Below are 22,530 nucleotides of genomic sequence, written 5' to 3'. Positions count from 1 at the left end.
GACACGTGGTGGGACGCACCACGATGCGCACGTGGGGACTGGCCTCCCGGCCCTGAGGCACGACACCGGAGCGTGGGGGCTCAAGCGGAGGGCTGAGCACCGGCCGGGGCCTGCTCCCGGGCGGCCTGGGTGAGCAGCGCGCGGACCTCGTCGTCTTCTGTCTGCGCGAAGTCGCGGTACCACAGGCCCACCGAATAGAAGGGCTCGGGCGTGCGGACGCAGACGATGTCATCCGCCACCTGGGCCAGGCTCTCACAGGACTGGACGGCGGCCACGGGGACGGCGACGACGATGGAGGCGGGCTCATGGATTCGGAGCGCCGCCACCGCCGCGCGCATCGTCGTTCCGGTGGCCAGCCCGTCATCCACCAGGAGGACGGTGCGTCCGCGCACGTCGGGGGGAGGCCGGCCCTCCCGATAGCTGCGCTCGCGCCGCTCGAGCTCCAACGCTTCGCGCCGGGTGGCGTCCTCGAGCTGATCGCGGCCGATGTTCAGCTCATCCATGACTTCGCGGTTGAGGACGCGGACACCGCCCGAAGCGATGGCGCCCATGGCCAGCTCCTCGTGGCCCGGCGTGCCCAGCTTGCGGACGAGAAAGACGTCCAGCGGCACCCCGAGCTGCCGGGCCACCTCGGCCCCTACGGGCACGCCGCCTCGCGGCAGGGCCAGGACCAGCGTGCCGGGGGCTCGTGCGTAGCGCAGCAGGTGCCCCGCGAGCACGCGGCCTGCCTCGTAACGGTCCTGGAACTCGGGTTCTCGCATGCCGGGGCTCCTCGGCGTCCCCGACACGAGCGGGTGCGCCTCCCTCATGAACCTGGGCATCCGAGGTGCCTCGCGGAACAGGGCGGGCGCGCGCGGATGATGCGAGCCCCCGTTCGGATGCCCGCACCGCGGACCCTCGGTACGTCCGTCGCGGTGTCGCTCAGGCGATGATCTCGGGCCGGCCGGGCTGGTTGGGCACGGGCGGGTCGTGGATGCCGGGCGGTTTGATGTCGGGCGGCCGGGGCGGCTCGATTTCGGGGGGCTGCCGGCTCGGCGGGTCCTTCTTCGGCGGCTCCTGTGGACCCGGCGGCTCGCGCCCGGGTTTCTTGTTCGGGTCCGGCTCCTTCACGGGCGCGTCAGGCGTCGTCGGCACTTCAGGCATGCAGCGTTGCTCCTCTCGGGTTCGCCAGCCTGGACACAGTGGGCACGCCCGGGCGCGCGGGCACCGCCGCCGTTGCCCAGTCAACGCGAGGGGCGCCAGGCGCAAGCCCGTTCGCCTGGGAGGCACACGGACGTCGCGGACGCGAGCGGGGCAGCCCCTTCCCGTCTGCTGCACTGCGCCATCGCCGCCTTCACGTTCCGGGAAGCGGACAAAGAGATTCGAGAGGAGAGGAACGATGAAAGCTGCCCTATGGGGAATTGGAGGCGCGGGGCTGGGCCTGGGCCTGATGTACTGGGCGGACCCACGCAGTGGCCGCTGGCGCAGGTCCCACCTTCAAGGAAAGGCGGTCCACGCAGCGCATGAAGCAGGGGATGCGGTGGGGGTCGTCGCCCGGGACCTCTCTCAACGCTCGCGTGGCCTCTTCTTCGAGTCACGCCGCAGGCTGCACCGGGCGCCCGTGGAGGACCTGGTCCTGGAAGAGCGGGTGCGCTCGGCGCTGGGGCGGGTGTGTTCGCATCCCGGCGCCATCCGTGTCTCCGCGAAAGACGGCGTCGTGAAGCTGGAAGGTGTCATCCTGCGCGACGAGCTGCGGCGCGTGATTCCGCGCCTCGGCAAGGTTCATGGCGTGCGCGGGCTGGACAACCAGCTCGTCCCGCATGCGGATGGCGCGTCACACCCCGCGCTGCAAGGCGGCATCATGCGCTCTGGCGAGTCGCGGGCCTTCTTCCAGGAACATTGGTCTCCCTCGGAGCGGCTGTTCGGCGCGGTGGGCGGCCTGATGCTGACGGCCTGGGGACTGGGGCGCCGGGGGCTCTCGGGCACCCTCGTGACGCTCGGCGGCGTGGTGCTGGGCACCCGGGCACTCACGAACCTGGGGATGAAGCAGCTCACGGGACTGGGGGCCGGGCGCCGTGCCATCACCCTGCACAAGGACATCACCGTGAACGCGCCCGTGGAGGAGGTGTTCGCCTTCTGGCGCGAGATGCAGAACTTCCCCCGCTTCATGACGCACGTCGATGAGGTCATCCCGGGAGAGCAGGGGCGCTCGCACTGGAAGGTGCGCGGTCCCGCGGGCGTGCATTTCGAGTGGGACGCCGTCGTCACCAGGTACGAGCCCAACAAGGTGCTCGCGTGGAGGAGCGTGGAGGGCACGGCGGTGGAGAACCTGGGCGTCATCCACTTCGAGCCCACGCCGCGCGGCGGAACGCGCCTCGATATCCGTCTGGCGTACAACCCACCGGCGGGCGCCATCGGCCATGCGTTCGCGAAGCTGCTGGGCGTGGACCCCAAGAAGCAGATGGACGACGACCTGCTGCGCTTCAAGTCGCTGCTGGAGCGGGGGAGGGCCACCGGCCGGGAGACGGTGACGCGCGAGCAGGTGGCGCCACGACGCGGCGAGTCGCGAGACAGCCTCACGCACTGAGTGGAGAAGATGTGGCTCGCGGTGGTGGGCATCCACCGCTGCGAGCCGTTCGCCGCCCCGGACCTGATGGCCTGACACCCGAGGTGGGCTTGTGTTGACCACCTGACCAAAATACCATTCCGGTCAATGAGCTCGCCGCCGCGTTCGATGAAGCACCCCGGGGCCCTCCGTGGCACCCGCGCGTCGGGCTTTTTGGCGTCCAGGACTGACCAGAAAACCAAGTCAGTCATGGAGTCTTGGAGGACCCGGTGGTGCGCGACCGTCGCGCTCATCGCATGTCTGCTCGCCACGCGCGTGGCGCATGCGGACACCCCCGAGGCGTCCCCATTCGAGCCGGTTCCTCGCGCGAGCGCGTACTCGCTGACCGTCAGTGGCGCGGTGTCGCTGGGCGCCTACGAGGCCGGCTTCCTCGCGTATGCCGCCAGCACGGCCCGCGCCGATGGCGTGGAGCGCATGCGGCTTTTGACGGGGGCGTCGGCCGGCAGCCTCAACGTGCTGCTGGCCGTCCTCGCGGCGTGTGGTGAGACGGCGCCCGGCGACCCGACCCAGTCGCTCTTCTGGGAGACGTGGATTCCCGTGGGCTATGGCCGCCTCTTCGTACCCGAGGACGTGACACCGCTGGGCGTCTTCTCCCGTGCGTGGCTGGAGGTGCAGGCGCGTCGCATCGAGGAGGCGTGGAACCGGGGCCTCACCCCGGCCTGCGACGTGGTGCTGGGCGTGTCCGTCACGCGCGTGGAGCCGCGCCTGGTGCACGTGGCGGGCGGGCGCATGGCCCTGCCGCGCATGGAGGAGAAGTTCGCCCTGCGCATCCAGGGGCGCGGCCCCGGACGGCCGCCGCGCGTGACGAACTACACCACGCCCGGCAGCACACGGCGGGAGCCGCTGCTCGTCACCGACGCCCAGGGCGAGGTGGCGTTCGAGCAGGTGCGCGACCTCGTCCTGGCATCGATGGCGTTTCCGGTGGCGTTCCCGCCCAAGGCGCTGGCCACCTGTGTGGCGGGGGCGACGGCCCGTCCCGGCGTGTGCCTGGCCGAAGAGGCGCACGTCTCCGACTACGTGGACGGCGGCATCTTCGACAACACGCCGCTGCGGCTGGCCGTGGGGCTCGCGCGAGACGGGCTCGTCCCGGGGCCCGACGGCGGCGTTCCGCGCTGGCGCGACGTGCCCGAGCCCGGGGGCCGGCGCTCGCCCTCCGATGTCTTCTTCGCGTTCCTCGACCCGGACGCCACCGAGTACCCGGCAGAGCCCGGCCCGAAGACGCCGCGCGCGGACCTCCACCTGCCACAACTGGTGGGCGGGGTGCTTGCCGCATTCATCGATACGGCGCGGTCCAAGGAGCTGGCGCTGCTCCTCGAGGAGGAGCCGGACATCGCCAGGCGGCTGGCCCTCCCGCGTCGGCACTATCCCGCCGCGGGCGCGCCCCTGGGCGCGTTCCTCGGCTTCTTCGAGACGGCCTTTCGCAGCTTCGACTTCCACCTGGGCATGTACGACGCGCGGGTCATGTACGAGCAGGCGGCCGCGGCCGGGCTCGCGGGCATCGAGGGGCTCGACGCGGCCGCGGCGGACCGCTCACCGTTGTCCTGCATGCGCGCGGTCTACGACAGTCTGCCGGGCGCGGAGGCGGCCTGTGACGGTGAGGCGTTGGCCGACTTCCGGGTGTTGCTCCAGGTGTCCCTCGACCGGCTCTATGCCGTGTGCCGTGACGCGAAGGAGGCGCTGGGGGCGCGCGGCTGGCGCCACGCGCAGTGCGAGCGCGCCGCCGCCGGTGAAGCGCCCCCACGGGTGCCGGGCGTCACTCCGGCGAAGTGGCCGGACTGGCGGCGGGGAGAACGGGAGAGCGAGCTCGGGCACACCCTGCGGCTGCTCAGCGCCTACGGCTTCCGCTTCACCGACCTGGGGGTCCCGCCAGGCCGGGATGACCTCGCGCTGCTTCGCATCCGGCAGGTCCTGGGCGGCGCGGTGCAGCGGCTCGCGGACGTGCAGCCGGGCGAGGGCCCCGCGGCGGTCGAGTTCGCCGGAAAGCTGGTGGCCGATACCATCGCCTACGAACCTCCACGGACCTCGCTGCACCTGGTGATGGGGCCGACCCTGACCGAGCTGGGCGTGAGCCTTGGCACCGATGCGCCCGAGGTCCCCCGAGGGCTGCGGCTGGCGGGGGCGCTTGGCATGCGGGGGCTGCAACGCGTCTTCTCCACGGGGGGCGGCGAGCACTTCGCGCTGGTCGCGGTCGCGGGTCCCGAGCTCCGGCCCGCCGCCCTGCGGGCGCCGCTCGTCCAGGGACGCCTCGCCCTGCGTGGTGGCTGGCAGTTCAGCACGCGGAAGTCCTCGAGCCGCGACGACTGCAGCGCCGCCGGAGTGAGCGCGTGCTCGCGCCCCGTGGTGCAGGCGCTCCTCGGCGCGACGTTCCTGGAGCGCTTTCGCGTGCAACTGGTCGGTGAGTGGTACCCCCCATCACGGGGGAACCGGGGGCTGTGGACCATCGCGCCGGGCATCGGCGTCGAGTTGAGCCCATGAGCCGGCGAGCAACGAAGCAGGGTGGGTGGAGACCTCCTCAACACACGAGGTGACGGCGTGCAGGACGTACTTCAGCGAGAACAGTCGCCCACGGGAACGGCCGCGCTCCCGACGTCGGTGGACGAAGTCCTCTTCGACCGCGACGGCATGCGGGTGACGACCCGAAGCGTGGTGATGCACGGTCGGCGGTGGGGGCTGGAGCACGTCTGCGGCGTCACGGTGTTGTTCCAGCGACCGACGGCCCGCTGGATGCACGGCTTCGCGGTGCTCGCAGGCGCCATGGTGCTGGTGGACCTGCTCGTGCGGGGTCCGCTCGCGGCGGCGCACGCGAGTGGCAGCGTGGGCGGTGGGGTGTTCAGCGTGGCGGCGCTCGCGGCCTACTCGGTCCTGGCCTGGCGCGTGCTCAACGCCGAGCGCGTCTACATCTGGCTGCACACCCGCTTCAGCTCGCAGATGGTGTACCGGGGGCGTTCCTCCACGATGACCCGCGCGCTGGCCCACGCGCTTCGCACCGCCGTGCGGCGAAAGGGGATGGACGATGCACACCCAGACGCCGCCTGAGCACAGGGCGCCATCGGTTGGCGACCAGGCAAGAGCCCAGGGGCCGCGTCAGACAGCTTGTTGTGACCAGGTGACCGAGCTATCAAGCTGGTCAATGAGTACGAGCCCGCGCACCGCCATTCTCGATGCCGCCAGCGAGGTCTTCGCCCGCTTCGGCTTCAAGAAGGCCTCCGTCGAGGACATCGCCCGCCGTGCGGGTGTTGGAAAGGGCAGCATCTACCTGCACTTCGAGAGCAAGGAGGCGCTGTTCGAGGCCAGCCTCCAGCTGTCGCATGCGCAGTCGCTCTCCGAGCTCGAGGCGAGCATCCGTGGCGCGTCGACGCCTGAGGCCAAGGTCCGAGCCTTCATCGAGTGCAAGCGGCAGCAGTACACCCGGGCGCCCCTGGGGCACCGCATCGAGATGAGCACGCTCTTCGAGCTGGGCACGCAGGCCGCCAACTACCTGCCGCGCATGCGGGAGGCCGAAGCTCGAATCCTGGCACGCGTCATCGAGGAGGGCGTGGCACAGGGGACGTTCGCGGTGGGCCAGCCCTTCCAGGTGGCCCTGGGCTTCGTGGAGCTCCTCACGATGCTCGCCTTCCGAACGATGACGCAGCTGCCGGACGCCCCGGACCCGCAGGCGCTGAATTGCTGCTTCGAGGTGTTCATCCGCGGCCTCCTGGCCCCGCCTGGCCCCAAGCGAAAGCCGCATTGAGACAACGCCACTGCCCGCCCCACCCCTGGGTGGTGCGGGACGTCGCATGCCCGAGACTGACCAGATGGCCGATTCAGTCACCCAGCCCGCGGTTCCCATGTCACGACCGCTTCGATTCCTCGTGGTGCTTCAGGTGGTGGGCCTGGCGGGTGGAGCGTGGGCTCGCGACGTGGAGTCCCGGCCGCCCTCGGAGCCAGTCCCTGATGGAGGGTTGCTCGCGGCCACCGCGGCACCTCCCACCCTGTCGACGGGGCACATCGAGCGCATCGACATCCAGGGGAACACCCGCACGCGGGACTCCGTCATCCTCCAGGCGCTGCGCCTGGCGCCGGGGGACGTGTTCACCGCGGAAGAGGCCGCCGCGCTGAAGCGGAGGCTCCTCAACCTGAAGCTCTTCAAGAGCGTCGAGGTGGCGACCCGGCCGACGGCTGGGGGCGTCACGCTCCACGTCACCGTCGAAGAGCGCTGGACCCTGCTGCCGGTGCCTGTCTTCTCGTCGGGCCAGGGGCAATGGCAGGCGGGGGTGTTCGCCGTCGAGAGCAACCTGTTCGGCCTCAACAAGACGCTGGTGGCGGGCGCGCTGGGTGGCAATCGCGGCGGCACGCTGTTCTCGATGTACCGGGACGCGAGCATCGGTGGCAGCCGCTGGACGGGCTTCGTCTCCTTCCTGGTCTCCAAGACGGAGCGGCAGCGGCGTGTCCGTGACGTCCTCGTGGACGCGTATACCGACCGCCGCTTCGATGTCGCCGGGACGCTCGGGTACCAGGTGACGCCGGAGCTGAACGTGGGCGCGGGCTGGTTCTCCCTCATCAACAAGCCGCTGGCGAGCCAGGAGCGCACGCCCGCGCCGCCGCGCGGGGACGTGCATGGTGTGAGCGTCTCGGCCGAGTATCTGGGACAGGACTTCCACTTCTTCTTCAATGAAGGCCTGGTCGCCCGGGCGCTCTATCGCGAAGGGCTGGGCTTCCTGGGGTCGTCCCGGGAGCTCCGCCAGGTCTCGTTCTTCGCGAGCTACACGCTGCCGGTGGCGGGCAGCCATGCGCTGACGCTGACCGCCATGCATGGACAGGCCTGGGGCGACCCGTTCCTGGATGCGCAGCTGCTGGGGGCGCGTCCCGGGAGCCGCGGCTTTGCCCCCGCGACGCTGTGGGGAGAGCAGGCGAGCTCCGCGACGCTGGAGTATCAGGTGCCGCTCTGGCGGCCTCGACTGGCGACCCTGACGGCGCATGCGTTCGTGGATGTCGGGCGGGTGGCCTGGACGAATTCGGTGCTTCGCTACGTGACGCCGGGCGTGGGGCTGCGGATCTACGTCCGCGAAGTCGCCATTCCCGCCGTGGGCGTCGAAGTGTCGCGTGACCCGCAGACGGGCTCGCTCATGCCCTCCGCGGCGGTGGGCTTCGGTTTCTAGCATGATGAATGTCGTCTCGATGGTTCCGAGGCAGCGCGCCGCCATCCTGGTAGCGGCCGGTGACGTCTTTGCCCGGTGGGGATTCACCGCTGCCTCCATGCAAGACATTGCCCGGCGTGCCCGGTTGTCGGAGGCTTGGGTCCAGCTCCATTTCGGGAGCAAGCGGGACCTGTTCGACGCCTGGGTGGACCAGGCCTGGGCGTCTGCCCTCGCGCGCCTCGAAGCCGCGGTCGGCGAGGCGCGAAGCCCCGAAGCGAAGTTGCAGACGTTCATCCATCTGCGTCAGGGGCAGGCCGAGCGGATGCTCCGTGACTCGCGCATCACCCTGGAGGCGCTCCGAGACATCCTTCCGCTGCTCGAGCAGCGGCTCGCCGCGCCTCGGGCACGCGAGGTGGCGCTGCTGGAGTCCATCTTCGAGGAGGGAAGGGTGGAGGGCAGCTTCGCCTTCACGGTGCGCGGACCGCGGACCGCTGCGCGCGCGCTGGCGGTGGGGCTCCAGGACATCGAATGCGCCATGGTGCGCTTCCTCGCGGCGTCAGCGCAGCCCGCCCAGTCGCCAGACCCGTCGGCGCGTTGATGTGGAGCGAGGCCACGCGCCGAGCAGGGTCAACACCCCTCGGCGCGTTCCCCTCGCAGCGTCTCGTGAAGGACTCACCTTCCACTATCCGGGAGGGGGCGCCACCCGGGTTGCCCTGGCACAATGCGGATGGACTCGGGACTCCCTTCGGTGCCGCCGAAGGCAGGTGGATCAGGAGGCGCGATGCGGCTCGATATCTCGGACCTGCACCTGTTCCTCTGCATCGTGGATGCGGGGAGCATCACGCAGGGCGCGCAGCGGGCACATCTATCGCTGGCGTCCGCGAGCGAGCGCCTGCGGAGCATCGAGGAGGCCGTGGGCGTCAAGCTGCTCGAGCGTCGTCCGCGCGGCGTCGTCACCACCGAGGCGGGGGATGCGCTCGCGCATCACGCCAGGGTCATCCTCCATCAACAGGAGTTGCTGAAGGGCGAGCTGAAGGCGTTCGTGTCGGGCCGGCGCGGCACGCTCCGCCTTCATGCCAACACCGCCGCGCTGACCGAGCTCCTGCCCGAGAAGCTGGCGCCCTGGCTGGCCAGACATCCCCAGCTGAACGTGGACCTGCGTGAGCGCACCAGCGTGGACATCGTCAAGGCCGTCGAGTCGGGGCTGGCGGAGGTGGGGCTCATCTCCTCCGCGGTGGAGACGGGCGAGTTGCAGGTCCGCCCGCTCGCACCGGACCCTCTCGTCCTCATCCTTCCCTCCGCACATCCGCTGGCTTCGTCCCGGAGCCTCGCGTTGAGCGACGTGCGGACGGAGCCCTTCGTCGGTTTGGCCCCGGACAGCGCCCTGCAGGAGCACGTCAGTGGACACGCCCGCCGGGCGGGATTCGATCTGTCCTTCCGGGTCAGGATGAAGAGCTTCCGCGGCCTGTGCGAGATGGTGTCTCACGGCGTGGGCCTGGGCCTGGTCCCGGAGCGCGTCGCCCACCGACATCGCCGGGAGGGCGCATACCGAATGGTGCCGTTGTCCGATGCCTGGGCCCGGCGCCGCCTCTGCGTCTGTTACCTGGACTGGGGGAGACTGTCGGCGACGGCCCGGGACCTGGTGGAGCACCTGCTCGCGGACGCGTGACAGGCCGCGGCGCACCCGCCGCCAGGGCTTCAAGAGCTGGCCGGTCACTCGCTGTCCGCGAGCACCCAGCGAGCTTCGGGCGTGTTCTGGGAGAACTCGAGCTTCGCGCCCTTGCCCAGCGCATAGACGCGCGGGCCCGTCTTCACCCGGTTGAGCGAGAACGCGACTTCCAGGAGCCCTCGAGGCCGGGCGGCTTCGCGCACCTGCCAGCGCATGCCTCCACCTTCCAGGACGAAGACCTCACCTGGAGGCGCGGCTTGCTGGTAGCCCAGTGCGACCAGCTCGCGGACAAAGGTGGCGGCTCGCTGCGGGGACAGCTCCAGGGACACCTGCTCCACGTTCCGGAGCAGGCGCTCGGGTTTGAAGCGCGGGCCCAGGAAGGCTCGGCGGCTGACGTCATCCGCGCGCCAGGGCCGGTCCGGGTCCAGCGCCCGGAAGAACTCAGGAACGTACTCACTCACCCACAGCGCCAGGGTGGCGTCTCGCGCGGTGCCCGCGTGGTAGAGGACGTCGTACCAGGGGACCTGGCCCCGGCCTTCGAACTGCCGCTGCGTTCGCTCCTGGTGCACCTTGCCTCCCAGCGCGAGCCGCAGCGGCCCGACCAGCCGTGACAGGGAACCCTTCTGCTCGACGCCGAGGCCCACGCCCACCTTGCCGACGGGCTCGCCGAAGGCGTTGTCCGGCCCCAGCAGCTCCAGATAGGTGTCCTGGCCACGCACGTACAGGGATTGCGCCGTGGGCACTGGCGCCTCGAACCGAGGCAGACCTCCATCCACCTGCGCGAACTCCTGCGAGAGGAACTCCAGCGCTCGTAGCGCCTCGAAGGACTCCGCGGGAAGGACGACGTACAGGTGGTTGAGCACGACGGGCGGGGGCCGGGGCGGCTGCACCGGGGCGGTGCGGGGCGGCGTATCCGCCATCTGTCCCAGGGACACGAGCGGCTCGCCCGGATTCACGGGCGGCGTCGTGGCGCCAAACAGCACCACGCCCGTGAAGGGCGCGGCGGGAACGGCGAGCGTCCGGCCAAACGCGTCCCGAATCTCGCCGAGCCGGGCCCCCGCTTCGATCCGCTGCCCCGGCCGCACGGCTGGCGAGAAGACGCCATGGACGGGGCTCATCACGGACTCCGACCAGCTGACGAAGCGCGACTTGACCGGCGGAGGCGCACCGCCCGGGATGACCTCGAGCTGCCTGAGCACGCGGAGCAGCCCGGTCTCCACCCGGGAGCGCTCCTCCAGGGACGCGCGAGCCTCGCCTCCCCACTCGACACCGATGGCGGGGACACCCAGCGCCACGGCCGTGGCGGAGGTGTAGCGGGTGGGCTGCGAGAAGTCCGGCCAGAGCGGCTTCACCGTGGGGGCGCCGAAGGCCATGGCCATGGCGCGTGAGCGCTCCGTGACGCTCGGGTCCTTCGCGTTGGCGATGTAGGCGACATAGGGCGCCAGGGCCTCGTTGGCGTCACCGCAGTGCACGTCCACCACCGCGTCCACTCGCTTGAACACCTCCTGGGTGAGTACGTGCGCGATGCGCTCGGTGGGCGAGCCCGTGGCCGAGCCTGGAAAGACGCGGTTGAGGTTCTTCCAGTCCAGCGGTCCGTAATAGACGGTGCGCCGCTGGAAGGCCGGGACGTTGGCGATGTGGACGATGACCACCGTCCCACGCACCGTCTCCGGGGACAGCCGCTCCGCGAGCCGCTGCAGCGTGAGGATGGGGACGTACTCCGCGCCGTGGATGCCCGCCATCAGCGCCACCACCGGTCCCGGCTTCGTTCCATGAATCACCGTCACGGGAATGGACGGCACCGCGTCGCCCTCGCCGGGGACGGGCAGGTAGCCGTGGGCCTGCTGGCCACGCGCGGCCACCGCGCTTCCCCACGCCACCTTCTCCGCGTCGGGTAGCGCGGACGCCACCCACACCATGTTCAGGAGCACCATCGTCGCCAGCACGTTCATCCTCCAGGGCCCGGTCGGCCACTCGCACCCACAGGCTCGGTTGACCTCGACGAATGCTGCCCGAGAGGGCTGGTTGATGCAATCAAGTTGCGTTTGTCATGGGTGCTCCGTTATGGGGTGTCCATGCTTGAAGCGAAGAAGCTGTCGAAACGCTATGGCGAGCACCTGGCGCTGGAGTCCCTGGACCTGTCCATCGGAGCTGGAGAGGTGTTTTGCCTCCTGGGCGCCAACGGGGCAGGGAAGACGACGACGCTGAATCTCTTCCTGGGTTTCATCACCCCGACGCAAGGCGAGGCGCGGGTCGCGGGGCTGGAGGTGCGCCAGCACGAGGCGCAGGTCCGAGGGCTGCTGGCGTACGTGCCCGAGCTGGTGATGCTCTACCCCCGGCTGACGGGCCGGGAGAACCTGGCCTACTTCAACACCCTGGCGGGAAGACCCGCGCTCTCCACGCAGGAGTCCAGTGACTGGCTGGCCCGGGCGGGCCTCCAGCCGGGCGCGTTCGACGTACCCGTGGGCCGCTACTCGAAAGGCATGCGGCAGAAGGTCGGCATCGCCATCGCGCTGGCGAAGGGCGCTCGGGCGTTGCTGCTGGATGAACCCACGTCCGGGCTGGACCCGCTGGCCTCCAACGAGCTGTCCGAGCTGCTCCTCCGCTTGAGCGGGGAAGGCATGGCGGTGCTCATGGCCACGCACGACCTGTTCCGCGCGAAGGAGTCCGGAACGCGGGTGGGCATCATGAAGGCAGGCCGGCTGGTGGAGACGCGCGCCACGCGGGAGCTGGGGCACGCGGAGCTGGAGCAACTCTACCTGACGCACATGCGTGGCTGAGGACGGACGAATGATTCGAGCCATCGCCCGAAAGGAATGGGTGGAGCTGTCGCGCGACGGACGCTTCCGCGTCGCGGGCGCCCTGGTGTTCTTGCTGGCCACCGTGGGCATCGCGGTGGGCGCGCTCCATGTCCGGGAGTCTCGTGCCGAGCGCGAAGCCGGTGCGCGGTTGACGCGCGAGCACTGGCTGGAGCAGGGAGAGAAGAATCCGCACTCGGCCGCGCACTATGGCGTCTGGGCGTTCAAGCCGGAGTCCATCCTCGCCGCGTTCGACCGTGGCGTGGAGCCCTACGTGGGCGTCGCCGTCTACCTGGAGGCCCACAAGCGGAATCACACGCAGTACCGGCCCGCCGCGGATGCCACGGCGGTGGCGCGCTTCGGAGAGCTCACGGGGGCGGGCGTCCTCCAGCTCCTCGTTCCCCTGCTCATCATCCTGCTGACCTACTCCGCGTTCACCGCCGAGCGGGAGCAGGGCACGCTGCGCCTGCTCCTGAGCTCCGGCGTGCGCCGGTATCAGCTCGTGCTGGGCAAGGCCCTGGGCGTGGGGCTGGCGCTGGCCGCGCTGCTGGTGCCGCTCTTCGCGGTGGCCGTGGCGCTGGTGGTGGGCCTGGGAGGGGGCTCGGGCATTTCGCTGGGCGAGTTGTTGGGACGGCTGTCGGGACTGGCGCTGGGATATGGGTTGTACCTGGCGGGCTTCGTGTTCCTGGGGCTGGCGGTCAGCGCGTGGGCGCGGACCTCCCGGGGGGCGTTGGTGGTGCTCCTCGGCGTGTGGATGGTCAACGCGCTGCTGGTGCCTCGGCTCGCGGTGGACGCGGCCCGGGCGTGGGCGCCCGTGCCCACGGCGCAGGACTTCGCGCGGCAACTGGCGGAGGACTACGACAAGGGCCTGAGCGGTCACGACCCCGCGGACCAGCGACAGGCGGCGCTCGAGCGCGAGACGCTGGCCCGCTATGGCGCGGCGTCGCTGGAGGCGCTGCCCGTCAACTTCCGTGGCATCGCGCTCCAGGCAGGCGAGGAGTACAGCAATCGCGTGGGCGCGGTGCGCTTCGGTGAGCTGGAGGCGCGCTACCACGAGCAGGAGCGCCTGCACCGCGTCTTCGCGCCGCTGTCGCCCATGCTGGCGCTGAGACACCTGTCGGCATCGCTCGCGCAGACGGACCTGGCCTCGCACCTTCGCTTCACGAAGCAGGCGGAGCAGTACCGGCAGGGGCTGGTGAAGCAGATGAATGACGCCATCACGTACCGCTCGAAGTACGGCGACGCGGACTACAAGGCCGACGCGGCCCTGTGGCGTGAGGTGCCAGCGCTGCGCCTGGACGCGGAGCGCCTCTCGGACGCGCTCGGGGCGCAGGTGCCCGGGTTGCTCCTGCTGGGGCTCTGGCTGGCCTGGACCACGGCCTTCGCACTGCGCGCTGGCAATCGCCTGAGCGCCGTTTGAGGCGCGACGAGAACATGAACATGTCCCTGCTTCGACACGAGTGGTTCCTGCTCCGGAAGGACCGGATGCTCGCCTTCTCCGCCGCGCTCCTGCTCGGCTTGATGGCGTTGGGGCTCTACAATGGCTGGCGTTTCACCCGGGACCTGCGGGCCTACCAGCAGCGGCTCGTCACCCAGGAGACGGAGCGGCGCTCCCGTCTGGCGGAGGTGGCGGAGGCCCTGCGCCAGGGGCGGGGGCCAGTGCTGCCGCCCTGGAAGAGCCCGGCGATGCCGGTGCCGGTGGGCAACACGCTGGTCCAGCCCGAGGCCCTGTTGCCTCCGGGCCCGCTGGGCGCGTTCACCGTGGGGCAGATGGACCTGCTGCCGTCCGCCTACCAGGTGTCGCTGCAGGGCCGCCTCACGGACTTCGCGCGCGACACGCTGGAGCACCCCATGCACCTGGCGACGGGGACGCTGGACCTGTCGTTCGTGCTGCTCTACCTCCTGCCGCTGTTCGCGCTCGCGTTCTCCTTCGACCTGGTGTCGCGCGAGCGCGAGGACGGCACGCTGCGGCTGGTGCTGGTGCAGGCCACGGGGCTCCGTGGCTGGGCCCTGAGACGGCTCCTGGTGCGCGCGGGCGTGCTGCTGGGCCTGTGTGTCCTCGCGGGCGTCGCTGGCTACGTGCTGACGGGTGGGGAAGGGGGGCTGGGACGACTGGCGGGGTGGGTGGCGCTGGTCGTCGGCTACGGCGCCTTCTGGTTCGCCCTGGCGCTGGCCGTGAATGCGCGGGCCCTGAGCTCCGCCACCAATGCCCTGGTGCTGGTGGGCGCGTGGCTCGTGCTGGTGGTCGTGGTGCCCGCGGCCGTGCAGCTCGGGGTGAGTGGCTTGTACCCGGTGCCATCGCGCGTGGCGTTGGTCGGGGCCACGCGCGAGGCCTCGCTGGAGGCGCAGCGGCGCGGCAGTGAGGTGCTGTCCGCCTACTTCGAGGACCACCCGGAGCTGGCCCCGAAGGGCGCCAAGGCGGAGGGCTACTGGCCCACCGCGCTGGCCGTGCAGGACGAGGCGGCCCGGGCCACCGCGCCCGTGGTGGCGGCCTTCCAGTCGCAACTGGAGCGCCAGCAGGCCGCGCTCGGCGTGCTGCGCTTCGTGTCCCCCGCGCTGGCCTTCCAGCAGGCGCTCCAGGACGTCGCGGGGACAGGCGGCTCGCGGCACGCGCACTTCCTGCGGCAGGTCGACCGGTTCCACACGGCCTGGCGCGATGCCCTGCTGCCGCGCGTCTTCTCGGGTGCCACCCTGGGGGCCGCCGAGCACGCGCGCCTGCCTCGATTCACCTACGTCGAGCAGCCAGGTGAGGAGGTCGTGCCCCAGGTGGCGCTGGGCGTCCTCGCACTCGTGCTGCCGACGCTGCTGGCGCTGGGACTGGGCCTGGCGTGGCTGCGGCGCCCTCGCATCTCCTGAGAATGAAGACCATGATTCACTCGTCCTCGACGTCCGCTGCTGCCTGCGACTGCGCCCACCACCGAGGGCAGTCCCCTGCCAACCCCAACGAGCGCGGCAAGGTGCCTGGGGGCCGCTGGTCGGTGCTGGTGCCGCTTCTGGCGTGCGCCGTGTGCCCGGCATGCCTTTCCACCTACGCGCAGGTGCTGTCGTTCGTCGGCGTGGGCCTGTCGCTGACGGAGTCCGTGCACCAGGTGATGCTCGCGGTGGCCGTCACGGTGTCCCTGGCCGTCAGCGGCTGGCGGTTCCGGCGTCTGCGGCGCCTGGGCCCGCTGCTGGCGACGGCCGCGGGGTGTGCGCTCCTGGTGCTGGGACATGCGCTGGAGGAGAACCCGGTGCTGACGTGGGGTGGGGTGGCGGTGTTGCTCGCGGGGGGCCTGTGGGAGCGCCGGGCCTGGCGCCAGCGCCCCGCCGTCCAGGCCTGAGAACGACGAAGCCCCCGGTCCTCGCTGGGACCAGGGGCTTCGGGAGCCGTCATCGGTGCGCGGTGGAGCGCTAGATGATGGGCATGAAGACCTTGAAGCCGGAGCGGCCGTTGTTGGTCGTGTTGCGCTCGATGAAGTCGCTGACGGACGAGCGGCCGTCGCCGGTGGTGATGGCGGTGTGGCCGTAGATGCTGCCCAGGCGCGTGGAGGTGCTCTCCCAGGTGAGGACGAGGCCCGGAATCTTCAGCGCCTCCTCCAGCGACATGTTGACCTGCTTGAACTTGTCGCGGGGCAGGTTGTTGTCAATCTGGTTGCCGTTGCCCCACACCTTGAAGCCGAAGGCGTTCTGGATGGCCCGGCTCACGCCCGTGGCGCACAGGCCCTGGCTGTTGTAGCCGCCCATGCTCAGCGCCGCCGCGCGGCCCGCCTCTGCCAGCCGGCGCATCGCGGGGCTCGCGTTGCTGGGGCCAGCGCCCGTGGGGCCGCCCACGTTCGCTCCACCGCCCGTGCCACCCGAACGGCCGCCGCCACTGACGCCCTGGCGGCCACCGCCCGCGTCGAAGCTGTCACGGCCGGAGTAGCCGCTGATACGCAGCGTGTTCCCCGCGTAGATGAGGTCGGGGTTCTTGATGTTGTTGTCTCGAGCCAGCTTGGCAACGGTGGTGCCGAAACGGACCGCCAGAGCAGAAAGGGTGTCGCCACGGCGGATGCGGTAGTTGGACATTGGAACCTCCTGCACCCATTTTCGGGAGGTCCCCCGCAGAGTTGCGGCGCGCTTCCAAGATTCTTGGAATGGTTGCTGATTCGTAACATTCCGCTCGTGGCGGAAGGACTCGAAAGCCCGCCTCCGAGAGCCCGCCGTCCAGCCCTGCGCGGACGGGACGGGGGCTCCCGAGCGCCGCTCAGAGCGTCTGGAGGAACGCGAGCAAGGCGTCTCGCTCCGGCGCGGAGAGTGCCTCGTAGGCGCGCCGCGAGCTATCGGCTTCGCCACCGTGCAGGGTGATGGCGCCCGCCACGGTGCTGGCGGTGCCGTCGTGGAGGTAGGGCGCCGAGTGCGCCAGGCCCCACAGCGGTGGCGTGCGCAGCTCGTTCACATTGGCCTGTCCGTCCTCCACGCCCCTGCGCCCATCGCGCATCACATCATGCAGGAGCAGGTCGCTGTAGAGGCGGACGTCCCGGCCATCCGTCGTGGGGAAGGAGGGGACGTGGCATTTCGCGCAGCCCACCTCGTGGAACAGCGCGAGGCCCGTGTCGTCCAGCTCTGGCCGGGCCCCCGTTCGAGGCGGGGGCGCCAGCATGGACAGGTAGAAGGCGAGCGTTTCGATGGTGGGCCGCCCTACCTCCGGATCCGCGACGGCGTCGTCATCCCGCGCCGTGCCGAAGGTTCGCCCGGGCTCGTCGACCAGGGTCAGCCCCAGCTCGTTGCTGAGCGCGTCGCGGACGAACTCGTGCACGCTGGGCACGTTGGCCTTCCAGCCGAAGCGACCCAGCCGCCCGTCGGGCAGGCGGTGGACGCGGCCGCGAATGCCGTCGCCGTCGGCGTCATCCGGGTCCTCGTTGGCAAGGATGAGGGCCTCGGGGATGCGCTCGATGAGCCCCAGTCCCAGGAGGGAGGGCGTCTGACGCCGCTCGAAGAAGTTGCTGCGAGGGTCCAGCGGCGGCCGCGCGTCCACGGCCCCGTGTCGGTGCGCCATGGTGCCCGGCGTCGGGTAGATGAAGGCACCGTCCGCGAAGATTCCCTGGCGCGTGACGTCCAGGTCCAGCCCCCCGGCGCCACCGGGGACCGGGTCGAAGTGGCAGGCGCGGCAGGAGTCGCCATTGAAGTGGGGACCCACGCCTTCGCGGAGGCCGAAGTCCCGGTCGAACAGGTGCTGCCCCTGGCGGAAGCGCTCCAACTCCTCCGCGCCGAGCGCGACGGCGGGGCCTCCCCAGTCGCCGGTGGCCGGAACCGGGGCGTCCGGCGGCAACATGCCGTCACTGCGCTGCGCGCGGCCGCCCAGGGACTCCAGGAAGTGGATGACGCGCGCCTGGTCCTCGAGGCTCAAGGCCACGTAGTCATCGCGGGAGCGCTGGGCCTCGCCGCCGTGGAGCCGGATGGCTTCGTCCAGGTCGTCCGCGCGGCCGTCATGCAGGTACGGGCCCGCGGCGGTGATGCCCCACAGCGGCTGGGTACGAAACTCCGAGCCGCTGGCCAGCTTCATCACGATGCCATCGTCCAGCGCCGGCCCCATGTCATGCAGGAGCAGGTCGCTGTAGAGCGGGATGAGCCCACGGGGCCCCTCCAGCGCGGGGATGTGGCAGGCGTCACACCCGACCTGGGTGAAGAGCGCCCGGCCGGCCTCGGACTCGGCGGTGGGCGCGTCGGGACGCGGAGCCGCGGTGAGCATGGAGAAGGACACGAGGTCGAACAGCTCCTGCTCGCTCATCTCGGGGTCCGGCACGCCGTCATCGTCCACGGTGGGCTCGTCCGGCGCCGCCGCCTGGGCCTGCCGCACCGTGCGCAGGCCGTCGGCGGACTGCGTGGCGCCCGGCAGTCCGTCCAGCGCGCTGGGGACTGGAAGCCGCGCCTTCGCCTCCTCCGACAGGGGGTTGGAGGTGATACCCATGTGGTTGAAGACAGGCCCTCGGATGAAGCCTTCGATAGACACCGTCTGTGACTTGCGCCCGAACCGCCCCACGAAGCCACGGTCGTAGTTGGGACGGCCACTGATGCCATCTCCGTCCGCGTCGTCCGGGTCCGCGTTCCGGAGGATGACCTCGTCGGGAATCTCCGCCAGCAGGCCCACGCCGAAGAAGGGAACTGGATTGCGGGTGGCGAAGGTGTTGGTGGCGGCATCGGTAGGACGCCGCACGCCGTCCAGCGTGAAGTGCGGTTGCACGCCGTTGATGCCGGTGTTGACGAAGGAGCCATCCGGCAGGGTCTGCCCCACCAGCAGGAAGTTCCGGTACCGGCCCGCGCCGCCACCCACGACGGGCTTCTCGTGGCAGTTCACGCAGCTCACCACGTTGAAGGAGGGCCCGAGCCCGTCTTCGGGCGTGAAGCGGCGAAGCACGACCTGCCGCCCCCGCTCGAAGCTCTCGCGCTGCGCTGGTGTCGCGAATGGCACCACGTCCCCCAGGTCGCCGAAGATGTTGTCGGCCACCTTGGGTGTTTCGGGGGTTGGTGAGCACCCCAGGAGCACCAGGGCGCATCCGGCCAGCCCACGTGTCAGCTTGGTCATCGTCGTCATCTCGTGTCGTTACTCGTTGGGACCCAGCGGCCGTGTCCAGGCCAGGCCCTGGTAGTCATCCGCCAGCGCACCCAGATTGCCGCCCACGGCGGTCAGGTTTCCGGACGCGTCGCCGAACACGTTGTGGAAGGAGAGCCGTGTCGTGGCCGGCACCGGGTGGGCGGCGAGCGTCTCCACGTCCAGCACGGCCAGCGTGCCTTCGATACCCACCACGTGCGCCACCGAGGGGGCGCGCATCCACACGCCGTTGAGGCCGGGGAGCGGGGCCAGCTCGCGGTGCGTCCATGCCTGGCCGTCCCACCGGGCCACCACGCCGTTGCTGCGTCCGCCCACGACGACGACGCGCTCGCGTCCGGTCCCCCACACCGAGATGAGGTCGTCGCTGACGCCCACGAAGTGCTCGGTCCACCTGCTGCCATTCCAATGGAGGACCGCGCCTTTCTGCCCCACCACCCAGACGTCGTCGTGCGCGCTCCCCCACACCTTGTAGAAGGCGTCCACGCGGTCGCGCTGGAGCGGTGGCACCTGCACCACCGTCCACTCGAGGCCGTCGTAGTGGAGCAGGGTGGCATCGCCTGCTTGCCGGCCCCGTCCGCCCACGGCCCAGAGGTCATCCGAGGCCGCGCCCCAGATGCCCCAGAGGTCCTGGTCCGTGGGCACCGGCACACGCTGCCACCGCGTGCCCCTCCAATGCAGCACCGTCCCACCGTTGCCGACCACCCAGATGTCAGCCGGGCCGAAGCCGTGGCTCCAGTTGAGCAGCGGCACGGCTTCGGTGAGGGGGACGGGGCCCCAGCCATCCTCCCGCCGTTGATACATGGCGCCCGCGTCGAGCCTGCCTCCCACCGCCAGCAGGGCTCCACCGGGCGGCGCGGAGACGTTCATGAGCCAGCCCGCGGCCGAGGCGTCGAAAGCGGTGCTCCAGGCCGCGGGCTCGGAGGGCGCGGGGACGCCGGTGGGCGAGGATTCGCCGCACGCCGTGGCGAGCGCGAGCCACAGCGTGGCCCCTACCAGGCGAAGCATCAGGGACATGCGTCGGGCCCCCACTGGATGACGCCTTCACGAGAATCCGTGGCATCCTGGCCGCTGGTGTCCTCGATGCGCGCATGGAGCGTCACGTGCGCTCCCAGGGCCTCGGATGGCTCGGGAACCACGAGCAGCAGGCCGGAGAGCATGGCGGGGCGCTGCGCCGTGGCGGGCTCGAAGGGCAGGCGCAGCTGATACGGCAGCGACACCTGCTGGCCGTCCGACTGACGGGTGAGCGTCAGCTCCACCGTCGCGATCAAGGGGTCCAGCTCCCAGGCCTGGAGCGACACGAAGACGTGCTGGCTGCCCTGGCAACCGCGCTGGAGCCGCAGCGTGTCCCCGGGCTTCACCGGTGTGTACTGGCCCGGTCGCCCGACGCCCACGGCGATGCGCGGCGTTCTCGTCGCGGGCGCATCTTCGCCAGGCTCCGTCGTGCCGCCGCAGCCGACGAGCCACGCCGCGGTGGCGAGAGCTCGCAGAGGCGCGCCCTTCATGGCGTGGCCTCCGGACGTGCGAGGTAGACGGCGCTCTCGGAGAGGATCGCGACGTCGCGCGCGCCCACCGCCAGCGCCTGCGGAAAGTACAGCGTCGCCTCACGGAAGGGCAGGCGCTGGCCCGGCCCGATGCCGCCGCTGCGCACGGCGTTGCCCAGCCAGGTGGACACCGTGCCAGCGGCCAGGTCCACCCGGCGGATGACATGGTTGCCGTTATCGGCGACGTAGAGATGCGTGCCCGCCGCATTCAGCGCGAGGCTGGCCGGGTACTTGAAAAGCGCTTCGGCGACGGGGCCGTCCACCACACCTGTCGTCTCGTCCGTTCCGGCGATGGTGGTCACCTCGCCGGTCGCCAGGGTGATGACGCGCAGGGTCTGCGCGCTGGCGTCCACCACGTAGAGCCGGCCTGCCGCCGCGTCCAGCGCGAGCCCCGTGGGCTCCCGGAAGCGAGCCGCGGCGCCCACGCCGTCCACGGTGCCGCGTTCGCCCGCCGCGCCGGCCAGCGTCGTCACCGCCCCGGTGTCAGTCTCAACGGCACGCACGGTGGCGTTCCCCGAGTCCGCGACGTACAGCGTGAGACCATCCGGGGACAGCGCGAGCTGCTGTGGCCCGGAGAATCGGGCCGCCGGGCCCAAGCCGTCCGCGGCGCCTGCTTCTTCCTGCGTCCCGGCCAGGGTGCGCACGCTGCGGGTCGTCAGGTCGACGACGCGCACGGTGTGGGCGCCCAGGTCCGCGACATAGAGCTGCTGGGAGGCGGCATGCCACGCGAGTCCCGCCGGGTATCCCAGCGTCGCCGCCTCCAGCGGGCCATCCTCGCCGCCCGCCAGCCCCGGCCGTCCTGCGAGCGTCCGCGTCTCGCCCGAGGCGAACTCGACGGTGCGCACGGTGTGGTTGTACGTGTCGGCGACGAACCAGGCCCCGTCCCCCGGGACGATGGCGGAGGGGGAGTCGAAGCGGGCCTCGTTGCCCGGGCCATCCTCGCTACCGGACGGACGCGCGGAGCCGGCGAGCGTCGTCATCTCCAGCGAGCCCAGGTCCAGGCGGCGCACGGCGTTGGCGTCGCGGTCGTTGTAGTAGAGGACGCCGCGCACGCTGTCGAGCAGCGGCGGCCCGAAGGCGATGCCCAGCCTCACCGCCTCACCCACGCCGTCCACGGGGCGCACGTCGTCGGCGTCACCCACCAGCGTGGTGGTCGCGCCGTCCGCCACTGCGACGCGGCGAAGCAGTCCGTCCCAGCCGGTGACATAGAGGAATTGGGCGTCGCCCGTCAGGGACTGCGGCGTGTCGAACCTCGCCTCGGAGCCGACGCCGTCCTGGTTTCCGGCCTCGCCCGCTCTGCCCGCGAGGGTGGTGACGTCGTAGGTGGTCAGGTCCACCCGGCGCACCGTATTGTTGAAGGTATCCGCCACGTACAGCGCAGCGCCCACCCGGACGATGCCGCCCAGGCCGCTGAAGCGGGCGTCCGTGCCGCGCGCGTCCACGCTCTGGTCCGCGCCGGTGTAGCGGGTCCCCGCCACCGTGGTGACCCGGCGCGTGGCCACGTCCAGCGTCCGCAGGACGCGGTTGGAGCGGTCCGCGATGTAGAGCGTGGTGCCGTCCTCGGAGATGGCCAGGCTGTGCAGCAGCGAGCCCAATCGCGCCTCATCGCCGATGCCGTCCACGTTGCCGGGCGAGTCCGGGCTTCCCGCCAGCGTCGTCACCTCCGCGTCGGGAAGCGCGATTCTGCGGACGGTCGGGCCGTCCGCCAGGTACAGCGCGCTTCCGTCCGGCGCATGGGCCAGCGCTCGCGGGCTCTTGAAGCGGGCCTCCGTGCCCCTGCCGTCCACGGCCCCCATTTGTTGCACGCGGCCCGCGAGCGTGACGACCGCTCCCGTGGCGGTATCGATGCGCCGCAGCAGGTTGTTGAACGTATCCGCGACGTAGATGAACGCGCCGTCCGGCGTCAGCACCGCCCCCGCGGGGCCGCTGAAGCGCGCCGCGATGCCCATTCCATCCACGAAGCCCGTGGATGTGTTGCCCGCGAGGACTTCCAGCGTGTCTCGCGCGTCGTCGACGCCGCCATCCGGCAGCCCGCCGGCATCCGGTGTCGCCCCCGCGTCGAGCTGGACGCCGCCGTCGGGCCTCCCGGACGCGGGCGTGTCGCTGCACGCCGTGCCCAGCAGGAGCAGGGTCGAGGTGAGCGTCCACTGCCAGAACAACGTCTTCGTGCTTCGAAGTGTCATGGTGCCTCGGGTGAGAGGCGTCCTGGTTATTGCAACCATGTTTCATTTG

At 71.0% G+C, this 22,530-nt stretch carries 19 protein-coding genes; 11 read left to right on the top strand and 8 right to left on the bottom strand.

What is annotated here, in order from left to right; all coding sequences use genetic code 11:
* Positions 1 to 80: 80 nt before the first annotated feature.
* Positions 81 to 761: a phosphoribosyltransferase gene (locus VZL07_RS36885; RefSeq protein WP_426752646.1), complete on the bottom strand. Its 681-nt coding sequence runs from the start codon at positions 759 to 761 to the stop codon at positions 81 to 83.
* A gap of 160 nt (positions 762 to 921) precedes the next feature.
* Positions 922 to 1,143 carry a hypothetical protein gene (locus VZL07_RS36880; protein WP_426752645.1) on the bottom strand — a complete coding sequence of 74 codons (222 nt, stop codon included), beginning with the start codon at positions 1,141 to 1,143 and terminating at the stop codon, positions 922 to 924.
* Between the two features lie 235 nt (positions 1,144 to 1,378).
* Here VZL07_RS36880 and VZL07_RS36875 point away from each other — a divergent pair, with 235 nt between their 5' ends.
* The 7 genes from VZL07_RS36875 to VZL07_RS36845 all read left to right on the top strand — a co-directional run bounded on the left by VZL07_RS36875 (position 1,379) and on the right by VZL07_RS36845 (position 9,391).
* Positions 1,379 to 2,566 (top strand): SRPBCC family protein, encoded by a 1,188-nt coding sequence (locus tag VZL07_RS36875; protein WP_426752644.1) that lies wholly within the window; start codon positions 1,379 to 1,381, stop codon positions 2,564 to 2,566.
* A 228-nt stretch (positions 2,567 to 2,794) separates the two neighbouring features.
* Positions 2,795 to 5,080: a patatin-like phospholipase family protein gene (locus VZL07_RS36870; protein WP_426752643.1), complete on the top strand. Its 2,286-nt coding sequence runs from the start codon at positions 2,795 to 2,797 to the stop codon at positions 5,078 to 5,080.
* 57 nt (positions 5,081 to 5,137) lie between these two features.
* Positions 5,138 to 5,641, top strand: coding sequence for a DUF6232 family protein (locus VZL07_RS36865; protein ID WP_426752642.1), 504 nt, complete (start codon positions 5,138 to 5,140; stop codon positions 5,639 to 5,641).
* 94 nt (positions 5,642 to 5,735) lie between these two features.
* Positions 5,736 to 6,335 (top strand): TetR/AcrR family transcriptional regulator, encoded by a 600-nt coding sequence (locus VZL07_RS36860; RefSeq protein WP_426752641.1) that lies wholly within the window; start codon positions 5,736 to 5,738, stop codon positions 6,333 to 6,335.
* A gap of 97 nt (positions 6,336 to 6,432) precedes the next feature.
* The gene (locus tag VZL07_RS36855) at positions 6,433 to 7,743 is read left to right on the top strand and encodes an FtsQ-type POTRA domain-containing protein (protein ID WP_426752640.1); all 1,311 of its coding nucleotides are present in this window, start codon (positions 6,433 to 6,435) and stop codon (positions 7,741 to 7,743) included.
* A 1-nt stretch (position 7,744) separates the two neighbouring features.
* Positions 7,745 to 8,320, top strand: coding sequence for a TetR/AcrR family transcriptional regulator (locus tag VZL07_RS36850; RefSeq protein WP_426752639.1), 576 nt, complete (start codon positions 7,745 to 7,747; stop codon positions 8,318 to 8,320).
* A 183-nt stretch (positions 8,321 to 8,503) separates the two neighbouring features.
* Complete coding sequence (locus VZL07_RS36845; protein WP_426752638.1) at positions 8,504 to 9,391, top strand: LysR family transcriptional regulator; 888 nt, start codon at positions 8,504 to 8,506, stop codon at positions 9,389 to 9,391.
* A 44-nt stretch (positions 9,392 to 9,435) separates the two neighbouring features.
* On the opposite strand, the gene VZL07_RS36840 is transcribed toward VZL07_RS36845, so the two are convergent.
* The gene (locus VZL07_RS36840; RefSeq protein ID WP_426752637.1) at positions 9,436 to 11,337 is read right to left on the bottom strand and encodes a DUF5829 family protein; all 1,902 of its coding nucleotides are present in this window, start codon (positions 11,335 to 11,337) and stop codon (positions 9,436 to 9,438) included.
* A 129-nt stretch (positions 11,338 to 11,466) separates the two neighbouring features.
* On the opposite strand from VZL07_RS36840, the gene VZL07_RS36835 reads away from it, so the two are divergent.
* From VZL07_RS36835 to VZL07_RS36820, 4 genes are read left to right on the top strand one after another with little or no spacing between them, the layout of a single operon-like run.
* Positions 11,467 to 12,171: an ABC transporter ATP-binding protein gene (locus VZL07_RS36835; protein WP_426752636.1), complete on the top strand. Its 705-nt coding sequence runs from the start codon at positions 11,467 to 11,469 to the stop codon at positions 12,169 to 12,171.
* Between the two features lie 10 nt (positions 12,172 to 12,181).
* Positions 12,182 to 13,609, top strand: a complete 1,428-nt coding sequence (locus VZL07_RS36830) for an ABC transporter permease (RefSeq protein ID WP_426752635.1) — start codon at positions 12,182 to 12,184, stop codon at positions 13,607 to 13,609.
* 20 nt (positions 13,610 to 13,629) lie between these two features.
* Positions 13,630 to 15,045, top strand: a complete 1,416-nt coding sequence (locus VZL07_RS36825) for a DUF3526 domain-containing protein (RefSeq protein ID WP_426752634.1) — start codon at positions 13,630 to 13,632, stop codon at positions 15,043 to 15,045.
* Between the two features lie 11 nt (positions 15,046 to 15,056).
* Positions 15,057 to 15,509 (top strand): MerC domain-containing protein, encoded by a 453-nt coding sequence (locus tag VZL07_RS36820; protein WP_426752633.1) that lies wholly within the window; start codon positions 15,057 to 15,059, stop codon positions 15,507 to 15,509.
* Between the two features lie 70 nt (positions 15,510 to 15,579).
* Here VZL07_RS36820 and VZL07_RS36815 read toward each other — a convergent pair whose 3' ends face one another.
* From VZL07_RS36815 to VZL07_RS36795, 5 genes are all read right to left on the bottom strand, one after another.
* Entirely contained in the window at positions 15,580 to 16,233 is a 654-nt protein-coding gene (locus tag VZL07_RS36815; protein WP_426752631.1) for a LysM peptidoglycan-binding domain-containing protein, read from the bottom strand.
* A gap of 178 nt (positions 16,234 to 16,411) precedes the next feature.
* Complete coding sequence (locus tag VZL07_RS36810; protein WP_426752630.1) at positions 16,412 to 18,739, bottom strand: di-heme oxidoredictase family protein; 2,328 nt, start codon at positions 18,737 to 18,739, stop codon at positions 16,412 to 16,414.
* Positions 18,740 to 18,748: 9 nt separating this feature from the next.
* Positions 18,749 to 19,771 (bottom strand): hypothetical protein, encoded by a 1,023-nt coding sequence (locus tag VZL07_RS36805; protein ID WP_426752629.1) that lies wholly within the window; start codon positions 19,769 to 19,771, stop codon positions 18,749 to 18,751.
* Positions 19,762 to 20,259, bottom strand: a complete 498-nt coding sequence (locus tag VZL07_RS36800; RefSeq protein WP_426752628.1) for a hypothetical protein — start codon at positions 20,257 to 20,259, stop codon at positions 19,762 to 19,764. The genes VZL07_RS36805 and VZL07_RS36800 overlap by 10 nt, the downstream gene beginning before the upstream one ends.
* On the bottom strand, positions 20,256 to 22,481 hold the full coding sequence (locus tag VZL07_RS36795) for a hypothetical protein (RefSeq protein ID WP_426752627.1): 2,226 nt from the start codon (positions 22,479 to 22,481) through the stop codon (positions 20,256 to 20,258). Before VZL07_RS36795 ends, VZL07_RS36800 begins: the two co-directional genes overlap by 4 nt.
* Positions 22,482 to 22,530 lie beyond the last annotated feature (49 nt).

It is taken from the genome of Pseudomyxococcus flavus, from assembly GCF_050038885.1.
Lineage (GTDB): Bacteria > Myxococcota > Myxococcia > Myxococcales > Myxococcaceae > Myxococcus > Myxococcus flavus.
The sequence above is the reverse complement of the archived record's forward strand: the minus strand, read 5'-3'. Positions and strand labels throughout refer to the sequence as shown.